The following is an 18,957-nucleotide window of genomic DNA, read 5'->3' as shown; positions in this document are numbered from 1 at the left end:
GTAAATGAGTTTTTTATAAATTCATTTACTGGCTTTTTTGTTTAAACTACTGCCAATATTTAGTTCATAGCTTAAAACATGTGCCATACGCATTCATCTTCTCAGAGACATATATGTTTAGGGGCATATTAATTTGGAGTAAGGTGTTTAACTTTACGACCATGAATGACAAAATAAATTACAATAGTTATCGTGCTGACAAGGGCCATTAGCAAATAAATACTACTATAAGAAATCGTATTGGTAAACATACCCAAAACACTAGGACCAAAGCCAATACCAATATCCAAACCTATAAAGTATGTTGAAGTTGCTAAACCATATTTTGCTGGTGGAGATACTTTGATTGCAATGGCTTGCATTGAAGATGAAAGATTTCCATAACCAATGCCTAAAGTGATACCAGCTAGTAACAACGTAAATGGGTTAAAGCTAAAGACAAGTAAAACAAAGGATATGATTAAAGCAATAAATGCGGGATAGACCACAATATTTTCGTTATGCTCATCCATTAATCGGCCTGCAATAGGTCTTGTAATTAGCGAAGCGATAGCATAACAGATAAAGAAATAACTTGAAGCCTCAATTAAATGTCTTTGCTCAGCAAAAAACTGTAAAAAAGTAAGAATTGAGGCATAGCCCAATCCAACTAATAGCATAATGATAGCTACAGGAATAGCTTCTCGAGCAATAAAGCGTTGTAAGCTAAATCCTTTATTATGTTGATGAGGATGTTGATATTTTCCAGTGAAATCAAATGCTACGTGAACAAACAAAGAAAGTATGAGACTAATAATGCCCAGAATAATACAAATTGTAAATAGTAGCATGATTGAAAATGATTTAACAAGCAATAAACCGAAAAATGGACCGATTGCAGTACCTAGAACAAGACTTAATGAAAATAAACTAATCCCTTCACTTTTACGTGTTTTTGGGGTAATACATGCTGCTATTGTTCCTGTCGCTGTAGATGCAACAGCTGTAGCTAGGCCATTTATTAAGCGTGTAAAAATTAAAAACCATAACGGACCTGGAACAAAATATAATAATTGAGTAATCACTAGAAAAAGTAATCCAAAGATTAAAATTTTCTTGGGACCAAAATGATTGACATAGCGACCTGTAATAAAGCGACCTATTAATGAACCTACAACAAAGATACCAACAACAAGTCCAGCCAAACTATCAGGTGCATGGAAAGCTGTTTTAGTATAATCTGCAATAATGACTATTAATAAGTACATACATAAATAGATAAAGAAATTAATTACGAAGTTTAGTGTAAAACTTCTAGTGAATATAGGTTCTTTATGTAATACTGTTGAATTCAACGGTTATCTTCCTCCATAAATATTTGATGCAGCGAGGCCATCATATTAATAACTTGCTCCATTTGTTTTTCGTTTATTGAAGCATGTGCTAATAAATCTATTTGTATACGAGATACTTCATCATTTATTTGTTGATATAGCACGTCTCCCTCAGGTGACAAATTTAATACCTTTTCTCGTTTATCATGTCCAGGTGTAATGGTCAATAAGCCTTTTTCGGATAGTGCTTTTATAAACTGACGTGTAGTAGGCTTTTCAATGAAGCGACGTTTTGATATTTGGACTAGCGTTGTAGGTTGTTGTTTCGCAATATCTTTTAATACTAGCCATTGACCACTATGCAAATCAAAACGGTCTAATATTGGTTTAGTCGCTTTTATATATGGTCGATACAATTCAATAAAGCTATTGAAAAAATCATTTTGCAACAATCATAACACTCTCCTCGGAAAATGGTTAGGTTAACTAACTAAATTTGCACAAGATTTATTATAAATTGAATTGATACATTTGGCAATATCAAATTTGACACAGAAATATATGCTATAGTTTGTTAAACTATGGGTAACTAAAAGAAAAAGAGGGATGTACGATGGCAACACTTAATTTTGATCATCTTATTCATTATGTTGATCATTTAAATCAATTTCATTATCCAGGACAGCTACTCAAGCTTGAGCCAGGTGGCAAACACCATCGCTATGGTACATTTAATCGTTTAACATACCTAAATGACAACTATATTGAATTATTAGATGTTGAACAGCCGGATAAATTGGCTAAAGAAGTGAAATCCGAGGAAGGGCGCGTATCATTTGCTGCAAAAATTATTCAAGATTATTTTGCTGAAGGCTTCAAAGGGATATGTTTAAGAACAACATCTATTGAAGAAACTGCTCAACGGTTATGTGATAAAAATGTCGATACTATTGGTCCAATTCGCATGCATAGAGAGAATAAAAAAGGTGAACAAATTGACTGGCAATTATTATATATCGCTGATCCTGATTATTTAGTTAAGCCACCCTTTTTTATCCAATGGAATGAAACTGAAACAGAGCGGAAAGAGAGGTTTGCGCGTCATCAGCAATCACAATTTGTTATTGAGAAACTTGTTATTGCAAGTGAAAAGCGTGCTGTGACAGTTAAGAAATGGCAACTATGGTATGATATGGATATCATTGCTGATAACGATAAGTACACTGATTTGGTGCTAAAAGATGATGATATAATCTTCCGCATTCAAGATGGCAAGAAATCTGAATATGCCTCAATTGTAATTCAAGATCATGAAGCATCATCACCGTACAATATGACAATTAGAGGGGCAACATATCGTTTCATCAATGGAATGTTGCCGAAATCGTGATTCTTTTTAAATGATGTCTTGTTCGTCGACACTCACTTATGAACGATGTATAATGATAATTATTGCAATAATAAAGGAGTTAGTTTAGAGCATGGAAAAGATGAATATCACAAATCAAGAACATGACGCGTTTGTTAAATCTCATCCTCATGGAGATTTATTACAATTAACTAAATGGGCAGAGACGAAGCAACTTACTGGTTGGTATTCAAAAAGAGTTGCTGTAGGTGAAAATGGTGAAATTAAAGGGGTAGCCCAATTATTATTTAAAAGAATCCCAAAACTACCATTTACATTATGTTATGTCTCACGTGGGTTTGTTGTGGATTATGAAGATACAGCAGCATTAGAATTATTGTTGGCAGAAACAACTGCGCTTGCTAAAGAAGAAAAAGCCTATACGATTAAAATTGATCCAGATGTCGAGGTTGACCAAGGAATTCAAGCCATTAAAAATCTTAAGAAATTAGGCTTTAAACATAAAGGATTTAAAGAAGGCCTGTCTAAAGACTATATTCAACCGCGAATGACAATGATTACACCTATCGATAAATCAGATGAAGAACTTATCAAGAGCTTTGATAAACGCAATCGATCAAAAGTAAGACTTGCTCTAAGACGTGGTACTCAAGTAGAACATGCTGGGCGTGAAGGTTTAGGAACGTTTGCACAGTTAATGAAAATCACTGGTGAACGTGATGGCTTTTTAACTCGTGATGTGAGTTACTTTGAAACGATTTATGATGCACTTCATGAAGATGGAGATGCTGAACTCTTTTTAGTGAAACTAGAGCCTAAACCGGTTATAGCTGAAACAACAAAAGAAATTGAAAAATTAAATAATGAAATTGAAAAGTTACAACAAAAAAAGCAAGATAAAAAAACTTTAAATAAAATTAATGATGCACAAAATAAGATGAATAATGAAGTAGAACGACGTCAAGAATTAGAATCACTTTTGAAAAAACATCCTGATGGTCTTTATTTATCAGGTGCGCTACTAATGTTTTGCGGCAAAAAAGCTTATTATTTATACGGTGCATCATCTAATGATTATCGTGATTTCTTACCAAACCATCATATGCAATTTGCGATGATGCGCTATGCGAGAGAAAAAGGTGCAACATCATATGATTTCGGTGGTACCGATAATAATCCACCTAAAGATAGTGAACATTATGGTTTGTGGATTTTTAAAAAGACATGGGGAACATACTTAAGTGAAAAAATTGGTGAATTTGATTATCCGCTTAACAAACCATTATATCAACTTATTGAAAAGGTTAAGCCCACTTTAACTAAAGCAAAGATAAAGTTATCTCGAAAATTGAAACGAAAGTAATGTCGGTGTACGTAATAAGGTGACAATTTGATCTGGACGTGTCTGTATTGGAGATTCGTTCAGATTTTTTTAGACATTCAAAGGTAGGGGGCAATATAAATGATAAAAAAGCTATTAAAATTTTCACTTGGTAATAAATTTGCAATCTTTTTAATGGTCGTCTTGGTGATTTTAGGTGGTGTATATGCGAGTGCAAAACTAAAATTAGAATTGTTACCAGATGTTGAAAATCCAGTGATTTCTGTGCAAACGACAATGCCTGGTGCAACACCGCAAACAACTCAAGATGAAATCAGTAGTAAAATCGATAGTCAAATTCGATCGTTAGCCTATGTCAAAAATGTGAAGACTGAGTCAATACAAAATGCATCTATTGTTACTGTAGAATATGAAAACAATACAGATATGGATAAAGCAGAAGAAGTATTGAAAAAAGAAATAGATAAAATAGAATTTAAAGAAGGGGTAAGTCAGCCGGAATTAACACGTAATTCTATGGATGCTTTTCCTATTGTGGCATATTCCTTTACGAATAAAGATGGTAATTTAAAAGAAACAACCAATGCAATACAGAAACAACTGATTCCGAAACTACAAACCATTGATGGTGTACAAAATGCCCAATTAAATGGGCAAACAACACGTGAAATTACTATGAAATTTAAGCAAGATCAATTGGATAAAGTCGGGATGACAGCAGAGGACGTTGAAAATTATGTTAAAGCGGCATCTAGAGAAACACCACTGGGCTTGTTCCAATTTAATAATACAGATAAATCAATTGTTGTAGATGGTCAGTTCACCTCTGTAGATGCTTTTAAAAATCTACAAATACCGTTAAGTATGGCTGGTCAAAGTCAGAATTCAAATCAATCAAGTAATAGTAAGCAAACATCTGCTAGTAATAGCCAATCTAATGATACTAGTGCATTAGCTTCATCTAAGCCACAATCTTCTGATTCATTAACTTCAACAGGTAATATACCATCTGTTAAATTACAGGATTTAGCTGATATAAAGATTGGTGATGAACGTCAATCTATTTCGAAGACAAATGGTAAAGATGCTGTTAATGTTCAAGTAATGAAAGCGCAAGACGCCAATACTGTTCAAGTTGCTAAAGATGTTCAACAAACCATCGATAAGTTTACTCAAAATAACGCTAAAATTGATGGCGTGAAAACGATGGATACGGCAAAACCTATCCAAGACTCTCTTTACACGATGGTTGAAAAAGCCGCATTAGGTACGATGGTGGCTATTATTGTTATATTACTATTCTTGCGCAATATTAGAACGACAGCAATTTCTATAGTATCAATTCCATTGTCAATATTAATTGCATTGGTAGCTTTGAAACTAACAGATGTGTCATTAAACATACTAACTTTAGGCGCTTTGACGATTGCAATTGGCCGTGTTATTGATGACTCCATTGTAGTTGTAGAAAATATTTATCGACGCTTGTCAGATCCAAAAGAACAGCTCAAAGGGAATCCATTGATTATAAATGCAACAACAGAAGTGTTTAAACCAATCTTGTCTTCAACATTAGTTACTATTGTCGTCTTTCTACCTTTGGCATTTGTTTCTGGTTCTGTAGGAGAAATGTTTAGACCATTTGCCTTGGCGATTGCCTTTAGTTTATTGGCATCATTACTTGTGTCAATCACGGTTGTACCGGCGTTAGCCTCAACATTTTTCAAGAGAGGTCTCAAACAACAACGACAGGTTAAACAAAATAATGAAAGTCTAGGTACAGTTGGTCGTGGATACCAAAAAGTCTTATCATGGTCATTGAATCACAAATGGTTAGTTATTATTATAACTACAATTATATTAATAGCGAGTGTTGTCTTAGGTGGCACTAAGTTGGGAACAAGTTATATCTCTACTGGTGAAGATAAGTTTTTAGCAGTTACTTATACACCGAAACCAGGTGAAACTGAAGAAGCAGTATTAAAGCATGCGAAAGATGCTGAAAAATATTTGCAAAGTAAGAAGAAAGTTAAGACGGTACAATATTCAGTTGGTGGACCATCACCGGCTGACCCAACTGGTAGTACAAATAGTATGGCAATTATGGTTGAATATGCCAAAGATACACCTCACTTTGACGAGGAACCAGATAAAGTGTTAAAACACTTGGATCGTTATAAACACCCTGGAACATGGAAGAATTTAGATATGGGAACAGGTGTCGGCAACAGTTCAATAGAAGTAACGGTAAAAGGTAAGTCAACAGAAGCAATTAAAGGGACCGTCGCTAAAGTTGAACAAGCGATGAAGAAAACTTCAGGAGTGGCAAATGTCAAATCAGATTTATCAGAGACATATGATCAATATGAGATAAAAGTTAATCAAAATAAAGCGACTGACAATGGCATTTCTGCAAGTCAACTTGCGTTAAATTTAAATGAAAATTTACCGGAAAAGACGATTTCAACGGTTAAAGAAAATGGAAAATCTATTGATGTTAAAGTGAAACAAAATAAACGTACAGATTGGTCTAAAACGAAATTAGAAAATATTGAGTTGAAAAAACCAACTGGAGGCTCAATTAAGTTAAGTGATATAGCAACACTTAATGAAACATCAACACCTAGCAAACTTGTACAAGAAGAAGGTGATTATGCGACTACGATTTCTGGTAAGGTGATTAGTAAAGACGTAGGTGGTACGTCACAAACAGTCATGCAAAAGGTGAACAAAATAGATAAACCTAATCATGTCAGCATTAGTGTTGGTGGCGCGACGGATGACATTAATACAGCCATGGGACAATTGGCAGTTGCAATGTTGGCTGCGATTATTATTGTCTATCTCATTCTAGTTATCACGTTTAAAGGCGGACTAGCACCATTTACAATTTTATTCTCTTTACCTTATACAGTTATTGGAGTTGTATTAGCACTGCTCATTACTGGAGAAACTATTTCGGTCCCAAGTTTAATTGGTGTGTTGATGTTAATAGGTATTGTAGTGACCAATGCAATTGTATTAATTAATCGAGTAACCAATAATGAGCATGCAGGCATGTCGATGAAAGAAGCATTAATTGAGGCAGGAGGCATCCGTATACGTCCAATTTTAATGACAGCTATTGCTACTATTGGTGCATTATTACCATTATTATTTGGACAAGATAGCTCAATTTTAATTTCTAAAGGGATGGCAGCAACAGTCATTGGTGGACTTATTTCTTCTACACTCTTAACGCTCATTGTTGTACCAGTAATATACGAAATTTTATTTACTTTAAAAGGAAAACTAACCCGTAAATAATCTAAAAAAACACACATGACTAACGAGTATGATAGTCATGTGTGTTTTACAATATATAGTATTCATTTCACAGTTTAAACTAATACATGATGAATACTAAAATTAAGTAAACAATGTATAACAAAAGAGTTAAGAGATTCAAAATAAGCAAGCCTTTGCGATCTTGTTTTATTGCTTTGAATCCAGTTACTTCAACATTACCAACAAGTAAAAGTAATACAATAAATACCCACCAATTTTCTGTAGGGAATTGCAGTGTAGTGATTGCAATTACGAAGAGTAGTAATATCCCCATAATAATGCGCAATATTCTTGTGAAAATTGTTGGCATTTTATAAATGCTAATATAGCTCACAATGAGATATAAAATAGGTAAAAGTATCAGATATAGTTGCATTTTAGACTTCCTTTCTAGGCCAGAGCCTATAATAGCATGTTAATGTTAATATGACTAGATGATTAATTATGACGCATTTTTGACCGTAATGTTGCAATTTGCTGTTCAATTTCAGATAATTGTCCAATCAATGAATCAACATTTTGATTTAACGATTCTTTTTTTTCTAAATCATTTTGCAAGCGAACATAATCATATTTCAATTCAGCTAATTTAGCTTCTAAATCCATAAAATGAACTCCTTTGTCATCATAAAATAATGGTTAAAAGAATTATATCATGAATATAAAGACTTCTAAACCGAAGTAAAACTATGATAGAGTACTTTAATGTATATATAAACTTTAAATGAAAGAAGGGCGTATCGTGACTGAACAATTTGTTATGATTATTTTGCTAATAGGGCTTGGTTATTTTCTTAAGCGCATTCACTTTGTTAAAGCGGCTGATAGCCAGGTACTAGCAACACTTGTAATTAATGTCACTTTGCCTTCTCTGGTGATTGTAAATTTAAATCAAGCAGATTTAGATATGTCTTTTGTAATATTGCCTATTATGATGCTCGTTTACGGTGTATTATCTAAAGTCTTTATAATTTGGCTGTTTAAAAGGTATTCAAATAATATGCGTGGATCAGTGGGAATGATGATGGCAGCTTTAAATATAGGATTATTTGCCTATCCATTAGTAGAAGCGATATGGCCTCAAAAAGGGTTGATTTATTTTGGTATGGCTGATATTGGGGGAGCTATCATTATGTTTGGCGTAACATACTTTGTTGGGAGTTACTATAGTGAAGGTACCGATCAATTTAATTTTAAATTTTTAGCTAAAAAGTTAGTTCAGTCTGTTCCTCTAGTAACTTATATCACGATGTTTTCACTTAATATGTTTAACATTCATCTGCCACATATTGCTATTGACTTCTTTAGCATTTTATCAAAGGCTAATATGCCATTATCAATGATACTACTGGGAATGATGCTTAACTTCCAAATTGAACGGAATTATATTGCTGTAGCAATAAAGTACTTAGCAATTCATTACGGCGTTGGTTTGGCAGCAGGTCTGGCAGTCTATTTCTTCTTGCCGGTCTCCGATTCAATGATTAAAACGACATTGTTTGTTACTTGGCTATTACCAGTAGGTGTAGCTATTATTCCTTACGCAATTCAATTTAAATACAAAACGCTACCGTTTATTGGCATGGTGACCAATTTAACGATAATGATTAGTATCGTTATACTATATGTATATCAAGCAGTCTTTGTATCATAAATAACAGGATATATTATGATTATTGGGTAAAACCGTAATCATACAAACAAGAACTGGAGCAGGACAGCATTCATTATGAATTCTTAGTCCCGCTCCAACAAGGTTGACTGGATTGAAAAAGGTTGGTATCAGCGTATTTTCAATCCAGTCAACTACTGTCAATATTTAGTTCATAGCTTAAAACGTAATGATGTCCCAGACTTGTCCAAATCACTTTTTAGTTGCTACTTGTAGGCTTAGTGAATTGTTCAAGTTTAAATTTTTTATATTCATAATTGACTTTGAAACCAAGTTCATTAAAGCGTGATACAAGTTTTGTATTTTTACTTCGTATTTTAAAATGAACTTTTTTAATTTCATAGTGCTTAAAGGCATAATTCAATCCATAACTTAATAAATCAAAGCCAATGCCCATGAAACGATAATCTGAGTGAGAGCTAAAGTATTTAATTTCAGCATGGGAACCAGTAGTATCAACTTGTAGATACAGATAACCTTTTAAGATGCCTTCACTAACAAAAAGGAATAAACGATGGTAATCATCTAATGTAGCGATAAGTTCTTCTGCTGTATGTGCGCCGTGTTTAAAAGTATCATGATGCAACTTAGCAAAATGACGGTAAATAGCTGTATGATATTCAATAATATTAGGATTAATTGTCTCCGCATGTGTTTGCTTATAGGCTTCTAGATAGTAATCCGTGAAATTATAATGCGCATGAATAGCATCCATCAATGGATAATACGTTTGGACTCCTTCTTCAAAAGAAAAATTAAAAATCGAATGAGCAGATACATTTGAATTTAATGCATTAAATAACGCTTGAAAATCCTCCACAGTTAAGTCATGCTCTCCTTTAGTAAATGGACCAATGACTTTATAACAATCTTTTGCGTAAGAGAAAGCAAACAAAATGGCCTTTATATCATTGTTATTATCTGCACATGCAAATACACCTGGAAAATGTATTGCCTTGGTTAATAAAGTATCTATATCATCATAATTTTGAGGCAATTTATATAAATATGAGGTCTGAATGTAACTCGAAGTTTCTATAAATGACTTAATCGTTGCTAATTCTGTGAGTTTATGAATTTCCATTGATTTACCTCCCGCACCTTATAGTTAAGTTAATTATAAGAATAATCGTCAACAATTAAAAGCTTTGCATGTGAAATCACATGTTACAATAAGACTATTAATGACAAAATAGTGTCGAATATGGTGACACTTGAAATGAAAGGACTTACTATGAAATCTTTAATTTTAGCTGAAAAACCTTCTGTTGCGAGAGATATAGCAGATGCTTTACACATAACGCATAAGAAAAACGGTTATATAGAAAACGAAAAATATATTGTGACCTGGGCACTTGGACATTTAGTAACCAATGCTCAACCCGAGCATTACGACAAAAGATATCAGACATGGAACTTAAACGATTTGCCCATTATTCCCAAACATATGAAAACGATAGTAATTGGAAAAACAAGCAAGCAATTTAAAACAGTGAAATCATTATTGTTAAATAAGCAGGTAAATAACGTGATTATTGCTACTGATGCGGGTAGAGAAGGTGAACTTGTTGCGCGGCTTATCTTAGACAAAGTAGGCAATAAAAAGCCAATTCAACGTTTGTGGATTAGTTCAGTTACTAAAAAAGCAATTCAACAAGGTTTTAAGAACTTACAAGACGGGAGAAAATATAATCATCTGTATCAAGCAGCATTGGCGCGCAGTGAAGCAGATTGGATTGTAGGGATTAACGCAACCCGTGCTTTAACGACTAAATATGATGCTCAATTATCATTAGGACGTGTGCAAACGCCAACCATTCAATTAGTGTATGAGCGTCAGAAAGAAATCAAGCAATTTAAACCTGAAGATTACTACACATTGCATATTAAAGTTGCTGGCTATGAGTTTGATTTGGACTCACAGCAACGCTTTAAACAAAGAGAAGATTTAGAGCATATCGTTAAAGCCATCGCACAAAATAATATTCAAGTGACGACCGTTGAGACAAAGCGTAAAAAAAGCTATCCGCAAGCATTGTTTAACTTAACTGATTTACAACAAGAGGCGTACCGCCGATTTAAAATGGGACCTAAAGAAACTCTGAACACGTTACAAAATTTATATGAACGACATAAATTAGTGACTTATCCTAGAACCGATTCTAACTTTTTAACTAGTGATATGGTAGAAACGTTCTCTGAACGACTGCAAGCTTTACTTGCAACTGATTACAAAGTTGCAGTTAAAAATCTAATGAAAAAGTCGTTCAATACAAAACTAAATATCATTAATGATAAAAAAGTTTCAGATCATCATGCGATCATTCCAACTGAAATTAGACCAGATTTAAATCAACTTACTGCAAGAGAACAAAACATATATATGCTTGTGGCTGAGCGCTTTATTGCATCATTAATGGAACCATACCAATATGAAATGACAACGGTTAAGTTAGAAGTAGCACAGCACCAGTTTAAAATGAAAGAAAACATACCTTTGCAACTAGGATATAAAGCCTTATTTGACACAACGCAAACTGAAGTAAAGAAACAACCTTTCCGTCAAGGGCAACAATATCCAATTTCACAAACAAATATAAAGAAACATCAAACAACACCACCAGATTATTTTAATGAAGGAACGTTATTAAAAGCGATGGAATCACCACAACAAGTTATTCATATACAAGATAAGAAATATGCACAAATGCTTAAACAAACTGGAGGTATTGGCACCGTAGCGACTCGGGCAGACATTATTGAAAAACTTTTCAATATTAATGCAATTGAATCAACAGACGGAAAGATTAAGGTCACATCTAAAGGACAACAAATATTAGATTTAGCACCAGAAGCCTTAACTTCACCGCTATTAACTGCAGAATGGGAAGAAAAATTAACTCGAATTGAAAAAGGTAAGTATAATCAGCGGAAATTTATACAGGAAATGCAAGATTTTACGACAAAAATAGTGCATGACATTAAAAATAGTGTGCAGACATATAAACATGATAACTTAACTACAACAGAATGTCCTACATGTGGGAAATTTATGATTAAAGTAAAAACAAAGAATGGGCAGATGCTAGTATGCCAAGATCCTTCTTGTAAAACGAAAAAGAATGTGCAACGTAAAACGAATGCAAGATGTCCAAATTGTAAGAAGAAAATGACATTATTTGGTAAAGGGAAAGAAGCGACATATCGTTGTATTTGCGGCTATACGGAAACACAACGACATATGGATGAGCGTATGAAGCATAAAAATAATAATAAGATATCTAAAAAGGAAATGAAGAAATATATGTCATCTGATGAAAAGTTGGAAAATAATCCGTTTAAAGATGCGTTAAAAAATTTAAAACTATAAATAATTCGAACAAAATGAGACTTTATAATAATAAAGTTCGTATTTGCTATTGTTTTTTCTACTAATAGGTATTAAACTATTAAAGTATTTTATTAAAAGGAGCATTTTACGGTGAGAAAATATTTCCAATTTGACGAAAATAACACGAATTATAAGAAGGAAATTATTGGTGGGATAACGACATTTTTATCCATGGCTTATATATTGGCTGTCAATCCACATGTCTTAAGTCTTGCAGGGGTTAAGGGTGTAACTCCAGACATGAAGATGGATCAAGGAGCGATTTTTGTAGCAACTGCTTTAGCAGCTTTTGTTGGTTCTTTATTTATGGGATTGATAGCGAGATATCCTATTGCATTAGCACCAGGTATGGGATTAAATGCCTTCTTTGCATTTACAGTAGTATTAAATTTGGGTATTCCATGGCAAATCGGATTAACAGGCGTGCTTTTCTCAGGAATTGTGTTTGCCTGTTTGACAATTTCTGGTTGGCGCGAAGTCATTATTAATGCCATCCCATATCAAATGAAAATGGCAGTATCGGCTGGTATTGGTTTATTTATCACCTTTGTTGGTTTACAAAGCGCTGGAATCATTGTGAAAAACAAATCCACACTTGTAACGCTTGGAAAGTTAACAGAAGGGCCAGTATTATTAGCGATATTAGGTATTGTTGTAACGGTTATTTTATATGCTAAGAAAGTACCTGGTTCAATTTTTATAGGAATGGTGATTACTGCAATTGTTGGAATGGTAACGGGACTTATTCATGCACCTTCAGGTATAGTAGGACATGTTCCAAGTATTAAACCAACATTTGGGGCAGCTTTCGAAGCATTTAAAGATCCATCACAACTGTTTACGATTCAATTTTTAATTGTAATATTAACGTTTTTATTTATTGATTTCTTTGATACTGCAGGTACATTAGTTGCGGTTGCAACTCAAGCAGGTATTATGAAAGATAATAAACTCCCACGTGCAGGTAGAGCATTATTTTCAGACTCACTAGCAACGATCGTCGGTGCAATATTTGGTACGACAACGACAACATCATATATAGAATCTACTTCTGGTGTTGCTGTAGGAGCAAGAACAGGATTTGCGAGTATCGTGACAGGTTGTTGCTTCTTATTGGCATTATTCTTCAGCCCATTGATGCAAGTTGTAACAAGTGCTGTTACTACACCAGCCCTTGTTGTTGTTGGGGTACTGATGGCGGCAAACTTTGCTGAAATTGATTGGAAAAAGTTCGAAGTAGCTGTTCCAGCGTTTATTACAATTATCATGATGCCTTTATCGTATTCTATTGCTACTGGAATTGCGTGTGGTTTTATTTTCTACCCAATTACAATGCTTATTACTAAAAAACATAAAGAAGTGCATCCAATCATGTATGTATTAATGGTGCTCTTCATTTTATATTTCGTGTTTGTACACGGTTAAAATTAAAAAGATCCTAAGACATATGAATCATGTTTTAGGATCTTAATTACATATGGACAATAGTTGACTTGATTGAAAATGCGTTTATACCAAGTTTTTTCAATCTTAGCCAACCTTTTGTCGGGGCGGGACTACGAATTCAAAATGAATGTTGTCCCGCTCCGTTTTAATTAAATCAGCGATTCTCATGTTTATCATCTTTATACTGTGTATAAACAACACGCGCATTTTTATTAGGTAGATAAGTTGGAGCGTTTAAGACGATAAATAAGAAAAATACCATCAAGAAGAATAAAATCCAATGCGTAATCATCCCAATAATTGGAAGAATTGCAATAAGTGACCCGACAATTCCAATTAAAGGTATAACTAGCATAGGCTTAATGGCATTTTGTTTATCGAAAAGCAAGATTATAACCAATACTAAATATAAAAATGCATTAAATAATAACGGTTGCCAAAAATAACTAAAGATAATCATTCCACCTAAAAAGGGGATTCCATAAAAGAATTCACATACTAATATAAATACACTAATAAGTGAAAGTGTAACTTTAATACTATGTTTCATGTAACGACACCTCCATTTACCTATATTATATGTAAAAAAAAGATATATAGAAATTAAAAAGGCTGTAAACTAATATTACCTAAATAATTAATGACTAAAAATGCGAAAAACAGTTGAACTGACTGTAATTATCAAGTACAATACAAAGGTATGTGTTAGACAAGGTTAGAAAAATTACAGAAACCCCTTGAATTAGATGGGTTTTTACTGTATCATATCTAATGTTGGACTTGTAAGAAGCGATGAAGCGAAAGGTTACTGACACACCCGGCCGCTTTGCCATGGCGTTGTGGCAGATAGTTTTCGTGGAGAAGTCTATCACTTAAATGTAGACGAATAAGGAGGGAAAATTATGGCAAAACAAAAAATCAGAATCAGATTAAAAGCTTATGATCACCGTGTGATTGATCAATCAGCAGAAAAAATTGTTGAAACTGCAAAACGTTCTGGTGCAGATGTTTCTGGACCAATTCCGTTACCAACTGAAAAATCAGTTTATACAATTATCCGTGCGGTGCATAAGTATAAAGATTCTCGTGAACAATTCGAACAACGTACACACAAACGTTTAATCGATATTGTGAACCCAACACCAAAAACAGTTGATGCTTTAATGGGCTTAAACTTACCATCTGGTGTAGACATCGAAATTAAATTATAATAGAAAATTTTAGGAGGTGGACTTTCGATGACCAAAGGAATCTTAGGAAGAAAAATTGGGATGACTCAAGTATTTGGAGAAAATGGTGAATTAATCCCAGTTACAGTAGTAGAAGCAAGTCAAAACGTAGTATTGCAAAAGAAAACTGAAGAAGTAGATGGATACAATGCTATTCAAGTAGGTTTTGAAGACAAACAAGCATATAAAAAAGATGCAAAATCAAACAAATATGCAACGAAACCAGCTGAAGGTCATGCTAAAAAAGCAGGCACAGCACCTAAGCGCTTCATTCGTGAATTCAGAAACGTCAATGTTGATGAATACGAAGTAGGTCAAGAAGTCTCAGTTGATACATTTGAAGCTGGCGACATCATTGATGTAACAGGCGTATCTAAAGGTAAAGGCTTCCAAGGTGCTATTAAACGACATGGTCAAGCACGTGGACCAATGGCTCACGGTTCTCATTTCCACAGAGCACCAGGTTCAGTAGGTATGGCTTCTGATGCTTCAAGAGTATTTAAAGGTCAAAAAGCACCTGGACGTATGGGTGGTAACACAGTGACTGTACAAAACTTAGAAGTAGTACAAGTTGATACTGAAAATGGCGTTATCCTTGTAAAAGGTAATGTTCCAGGAGCTAAAAAAGGCTTAGTAGAAATTAAATCTTCAATTAAAAAAGGTAATAAATAATTAAGTAGCGAAAGGAGGAAAATGCATAATGGCTAATTATGATGTATTAAAAGTAGACGGTTCTAAAGCAGGTTCAGTAGAACTTAGCGATGCAGTATTCGGCATTGAACCAAATAACAGCGTGCTTTTTGAAGCAATTACATTACAACGTGCTTCATTACGCCAAGGAACACATGCTGTTAAAAATCGTTCAGCAGTTCGTGGCGGTGGACGTAAACCATGGAGACAAAAAGGTACAGGACGTGCGCGTCAAGGTACGATTCGTGCGCCACAATGGCGTGGTGGTGGTATCGTATTTGGACCAACTCCAAGAAGCTATGCTTATAAAATGCCTAAGAAAATGCGTCGTTTAGCGTTACGTTCAGCATTGTCATTCAAAGTTAAAGAAAATGGATTCACAGTTGTAGATAGCTTTGGTTTCGAAGCACCTAAAACGAAAGAATTCAAAAACGTGTTAACTACATTAGAACAACCTAAAAAAGTTTTAGTAGTGACAGAAAATGAAGATGTAAACGTAGCATTATCTGCACGTAATATTCCTGGAGTACAAGTTACTACAGCGACTGGTTTAAACGTATTAGATATTTCAAGTGCTGACAGTGTAATCATCACTGAAGCAGCTGCTAAAAAAGTTGAGGAGGTGCTCGGATAATGGAAGCTAGAGACATTCTTAAGCGCCCCGTAATCACTGAAAAATCTTCAGAAGCTATGGCAGAAGAAAAATATACATTTGACGTTGATACTCGTGTAAATAAAACACAAGTTAAAGATGCTGTTGAAGAAATCTTTGACGTTAAAGTTGCAAATGTCAACATCATGAACTATAAACCTAAGAAAAAACGTATGGGCCGATACCAAGGTTATACGAATAAACGAAGAAAAGCGATTGTTACATTAAAAGAAGGATCAATCGACTTATTTAACTAAAATAAAATTACCAATAAGGAGGTAAGCGACAATGGCTCTTAAAAAATATAAGCCAATAACAAATGGTCGTCGTAATATGACTTCATTAGATTTCGCGGAGATTACTAAAACAACTCCAGAAAAGTCATTATTACAACCGCTACCGAAAAGAGCGGGACGTAACAACCAAGGTAAATTGACAGTACGCCATCATGGTGGCGGCCACAAACGTCAATACCGTGTTATCGATTTCAAACGTAATAAAGATGGAATCACAGCTAAAGTTGATTCTATTCAATATGATCCAAACAGATCAGCAAATATTGCATTATTAGTATATGCAGATGGTGAAAAACGCTATATTATTGCACCTAAAGGATTAGAAGTAGGACAAGTAGTTGAAAGTGGTGAAGACGCTGACATCAAAGTTGGTAACGCATTACCATTACAAAACATACCTGTTGGTACTATCATCCATAACATTGAATTAAAACCAGGAAAAGGTGGACAACTTGCGCGTTCAGCAGGTGCCAGCTCTCAAGTACTTGGTAAAGAAGGTAAATACGTATTAATCAGATTGCGTTCTGGTGAAGTTCGTATGGTGCTATCAACATGCCGAGCAACAATTGGACAAGTTGGTAACTTACAACATGAACTTGTTAACGTAGGTAAAGCAGGACGTTCAAGATGGAAAGGTATCCGTCCTACAGTTCGTGGTTCTGTAATGAACCCTAACGATCACCCACACGGTGGTGGTGAAGGTCGTGCTCCAATCGGTAGACCATCTCCAATGTCTCCATGGGGTAAACCAACTCTTGGCAAGAAAACACGTCGTGGTAAAAAAGCATCAGATAAACTTATCGTACGTGGACGTAAGAGAAAATAATAAAATCAACTTATTTGGGTGTGCGGCGTAAAGCTGCACGCACACAATAAGAAGGGAGGCGCCCAAATGGCTCGTAGTATTAAAAAAGGACCTTTCGTCGATGATCATTTAATGAAAAAAGTTGAAGCTCAAGACGGAAGTGAAAGAAAACAAGTAATTAAAACATGGTCTCGTCGTTCTACAATTTTCCCTAATTTCATTGGACATACATTTGCAGTATACGATGGACGTAAGCATGTACCTGTTTATGTTACTGAAGATATGGTTGGTCACAAATTAGGTGAATTTGCTCCAACTCATACATTCAAAGGACATGCAGCAGACGACAAGAAAACAAGAAGATAACATATATAAGTAGAGGAGGAAATCCTAATGGAAGCAAAAGCGGTTGCTAGAACTATAAGAATCGCACCTCGTAAAGTAAGATTAGTTCTTGACTTAATCAGAGGTAAAAATGCTGCTGAAGCAATTGCAATTTTAAAATTGACAAACAAAGCTTCATCACCAGTAATTGAAAAAGTATTAATGTCCGCTTTAGCAAATGCTGAACACAACTATGATATGAACACTGATGAATTAGTTGTTAAAGAAGCATATGCTAATGAAGGACCAACTTTAAAACGTTTCCGTCCACGTGCACAAGGCCGTGCAAGTGCAATTAACAAACGTACTAGCCACATCACTATCGTCGTAAGTGACGGAAAAGAAGAAGCTAAAGAAGCTTAATAATTATTTAAGGAGGGAACACTGTGGGTCAAAAAATTAATCCTATCGGACTTCGTGTCGGTATCATCCGTGATTGGGAAGCAAAATGGTATGCTGAAAAAGACTTTGCATCATTACTACACGAAGATTTAAAAATCCGTAAATTTATTGATAACGAATTAAAAGAAGCATCAGTTTCACACGTTGACATTGAACGTGCAGCTAACCGAATTAACATTGCGATTCATACTGGTAAACCTGGTATGGTAATCGGTAAAGGCGGTTCAGAAATTGAAAAACTTCGTAACAAATTAAACAATTTAACTGATAAGAAAGTACACATCAACGTTGTTGAAATCAAAAAAATTGATATCGATGCACGTTTAGTTGCTGAAAACATTGCACGTCAATTAGAAAATCGTGCATCATTCCGCCGTGTACAAAAACAAGCGATTTCAAGAGCTATGAAGTTAGGTGCTAAAGGTATCAAAACTCAAGTTTCTGGTCGTTTAGGTGGCGCAGACATCGCTCGTGCCGAACAATATTCTGAAGGAACTGTTCCACTTCATACATTGCGTGCTGACATTGATTACGCACATGCTGAAGCCGACACTACTTATGGTAAATTAGGCGTTAAAGTATGGATTTATCGTGGAGAAGTTCTTCCTACTAAGAACACTAGTGAAGGAGGAAAATAAT

General features: G+C 34.6%; 20 protein-coding genes. 14 read left to right on the top strand and 6 right to left on the bottom strand.

Features of this window, described 5'->3' with window-relative positions; translation table 11 throughout:
- Positions 1 to 128: 128 nt before the first annotated feature.
- Entirely contained in the window at positions 129 to 1,334 is a 1,206-nt protein-coding gene (locus tag CD041_RS07320) for an MFS transporter (RefSeq protein ID WP_062077946.1), read from the bottom strand.
- The gene (locus CD041_RS07315; RefSeq protein ID WP_002478821.1) at positions 1,331 to 1,765 is read right to left on the bottom strand and encodes a MarR family winged helix-turn-helix transcriptional regulator; all 435 of its coding nucleotides are present in this window, start codon (positions 1,763 to 1,765) and stop codon (positions 1,331 to 1,333) included. The genes CD041_RS07320 and CD041_RS07315 overlap by 4 nt, the downstream gene beginning before the upstream one ends.
- A gap of 161 nt (positions 1,766 to 1,926) precedes the next feature.
- Between CD041_RS07315 and CD041_RS07310 the strand changes: the two genes are divergently transcribed.
- The 3 genes from CD041_RS07310 to CD041_RS07300 all read left to right on the top strand — a co-directional run bounded on the left by CD041_RS07310 (position 1,927) and on the right by CD041_RS07300 (position 7,330).
- Positions 1,927 to 2,703: a VOC family protein gene (locus tag CD041_RS07310; RefSeq protein ID WP_002460081.1), complete on the top strand. Its 777-nt coding sequence runs from the start codon at positions 1,927 to 1,929 to the stop codon at positions 2,701 to 2,703.
- 91 nt (positions 2,704 to 2,794) lie between these two features.
- Complete coding sequence (locus CD041_RS07305) at positions 2,795 to 4,045, top strand: lipid II:glycine glycyltransferase FemX (protein ID WP_070648183.1); 1,251 nt, start codon at positions 2,795 to 2,797, stop codon at positions 4,043 to 4,045.
- 99 nt (positions 4,046 to 4,144) lie between these two features.
- Entirely contained in the window at positions 4,145 to 7,330 is a 3,186-nt protein-coding gene (locus CD041_RS07300) for an efflux RND transporter permease subunit (RefSeq protein ID WP_070648184.1), read from the top strand.
- Between the two features lie 79 nt (positions 7,331 to 7,409).
- Here CD041_RS07300 and mspA read toward each other — a convergent pair whose 3' ends face one another.
- Positions 7,410 to 7,727, bottom strand: coding sequence for a membrane stabilizing protein MspA (mspA, locus tag CD041_RS12200; protein ID WP_002492245.1), 318 nt, complete (start codon positions 7,725 to 7,727; stop codon positions 7,410 to 7,412).
- 62 nt (positions 7,728 to 7,789) lie between these two features.
- Positions 7,790 to 7,957, bottom strand: coding sequence for an SE1832 family protein (locus CD041_RS12160; RefSeq protein ID WP_170121705.1), 168 nt, complete (start codon positions 7,955 to 7,957; stop codon positions 7,790 to 7,792).
- A 136-nt stretch (positions 7,958 to 8,093) separates the two neighbouring features.
- Here CD041_RS12160 and CD041_RS07290 point away from each other — a divergent pair, with 136 nt between their 5' ends.
- The gene (locus CD041_RS07290) at positions 8,094 to 9,005 is read left to right on the top strand and encodes an AEC family transporter (protein ID WP_037540574.1); all 912 of its coding nucleotides are present in this window, start codon (positions 8,094 to 8,096) and stop codon (positions 9,003 to 9,005) included.
- A gap of 217 nt (positions 9,006 to 9,222) precedes the next feature.
- Here CD041_RS07290 and CD041_RS07285 read toward each other — a convergent pair whose 3' ends face one another.
- On the bottom strand, positions 9,223 to 10,107 hold the full coding sequence (locus CD041_RS07285; RefSeq protein WP_080606532.1) for a GNAT family N-acetyltransferase: 885 nt from the start codon (positions 10,105 to 10,107) through the stop codon (positions 9,223 to 9,225).
- Positions 10,108 to 10,257: 150 nt separating this feature from the next.
- Between CD041_RS07285 and CD041_RS07280 the strand changes: the two genes are divergently transcribed.
- On the top strand, positions 10,258 to 12,393 hold the full coding sequence (locus tag CD041_RS07280) for a DNA topoisomerase III (RefSeq protein WP_037545408.1): 2,136 nt from the start codon (positions 10,258 to 10,260) through the stop codon (positions 12,391 to 12,393).
- 111 nt (positions 12,394 to 12,504) lie between these two features.
- Positions 12,505 to 13,839, top strand: coding sequence for an NCS2 family permease (locus CD041_RS07275; protein WP_002460073.1), 1,335 nt, complete (start codon positions 12,505 to 12,507; stop codon positions 13,837 to 13,839).
- Positions 13,840 to 14,014: 175 nt separating this feature from the next.
- Here CD041_RS07275 and CD041_RS07270 read toward each other — a convergent pair whose 3' ends face one another.
- A complete protein-coding gene (locus CD041_RS07270; protein WP_070545015.1) occupies positions 14,015 to 14,410 on the bottom strand; it encodes a hypothetical protein in 396 nt (131 codons plus the stop codon).
- A gap of 352 nt (positions 14,411 to 14,762) precedes the next feature.
- Between CD041_RS07270 and rpsJ the strand changes: the two genes are divergently transcribed.
- The 8 genes from rpsJ (at position 14,763) to rpsC (ending at position 18,956) form a co-directional block, all read left to right on the top strand.
- Positions 14,763 to 15,071 (top strand): 30S ribosomal protein S10, encoded by a 309-nt coding sequence (rpsJ, locus tag CD041_RS07265; protein ID WP_001118667.1) that lies wholly within the window; start codon positions 14,763 to 14,765, stop codon positions 15,069 to 15,071.
- 27 nt (positions 15,072 to 15,098) lie between these two features.
- On the top strand, positions 15,099 to 15,761 hold the full coding sequence (rplC, locus tag CD041_RS07260; RefSeq protein ID WP_002478829.1) for a 50S ribosomal protein L3: 663 nt from the start codon (positions 15,099 to 15,101) through the stop codon (positions 15,759 to 15,761).
- A 28-nt stretch (positions 15,762 to 15,789) separates the two neighbouring features.
- Entirely contained in the window at positions 15,790 to 16,413 is a 624-nt protein-coding gene (gene rplD, locus CD041_RS07255) for a 50S ribosomal protein L4 (protein ID WP_002460069.1), read from the top strand.
- Positions 16,413 to 16,688: a 50S ribosomal protein L23 gene (gene rplW / locus CD041_RS07250; RefSeq protein WP_002460068.1), complete on the top strand. Its 276-nt coding sequence runs from the start codon at positions 16,413 to 16,415 to the stop codon at positions 16,686 to 16,688. The genes rplD and rplW overlap by 1 nt, the downstream gene beginning before the upstream one ends.
- Before the next feature lie 31 nt (positions 16,689 to 16,719).
- Positions 16,720 to 17,553, top strand: coding sequence for a 50S ribosomal protein L2 (gene rplB, locus CD041_RS07245; protein WP_002460067.1), 834 nt, complete (start codon positions 16,720 to 16,722; stop codon positions 17,551 to 17,553).
- A 66-nt stretch (positions 17,554 to 17,619) separates the two neighbouring features.
- Positions 17,620 to 17,898, top strand: coding sequence for a 30S ribosomal protein S19 (gene rpsS / locus CD041_RS07240; RefSeq protein ID WP_070648186.1), 279 nt, complete (start codon positions 17,620 to 17,622; stop codon positions 17,896 to 17,898).
- A gap of 27 nt (positions 17,899 to 17,925) precedes the next feature.
- Positions 17,926 to 18,279, top strand: coding sequence for a 50S ribosomal protein L22 (rplV, locus tag CD041_RS07235; protein WP_000387527.1), 354 nt, complete (start codon positions 17,926 to 17,928; stop codon positions 18,277 to 18,279).
- Between the two features lie 23 nt (positions 18,280 to 18,302).
- Positions 18,303 to 18,956: a 30S ribosomal protein S3 gene (rpsC, locus tag CD041_RS07230; protein ID WP_002460064.1), complete on the top strand. Its 654-nt coding sequence runs from the start codon at positions 18,303 to 18,305 to the stop codon at positions 18,954 to 18,956.
- The last annotated feature ends 1 nt before the right edge of the window (position 18,957 follow it).

Origin of the sequence: Staphylococcus lugdunensis (genome assembly GCF_002901705.1) — a bacterium.
In the GTDB taxonomy this organism is placed as follows: Bacteria; Bacillota; Bacilli; order Staphylococcales; family Staphylococcaceae; genus Staphylococcus; species Staphylococcus lugdunensis.
Note: the sequence above shows the minus strand (reverse complement) of the source record. Positions and strands in the feature narration are given on the sequence as shown.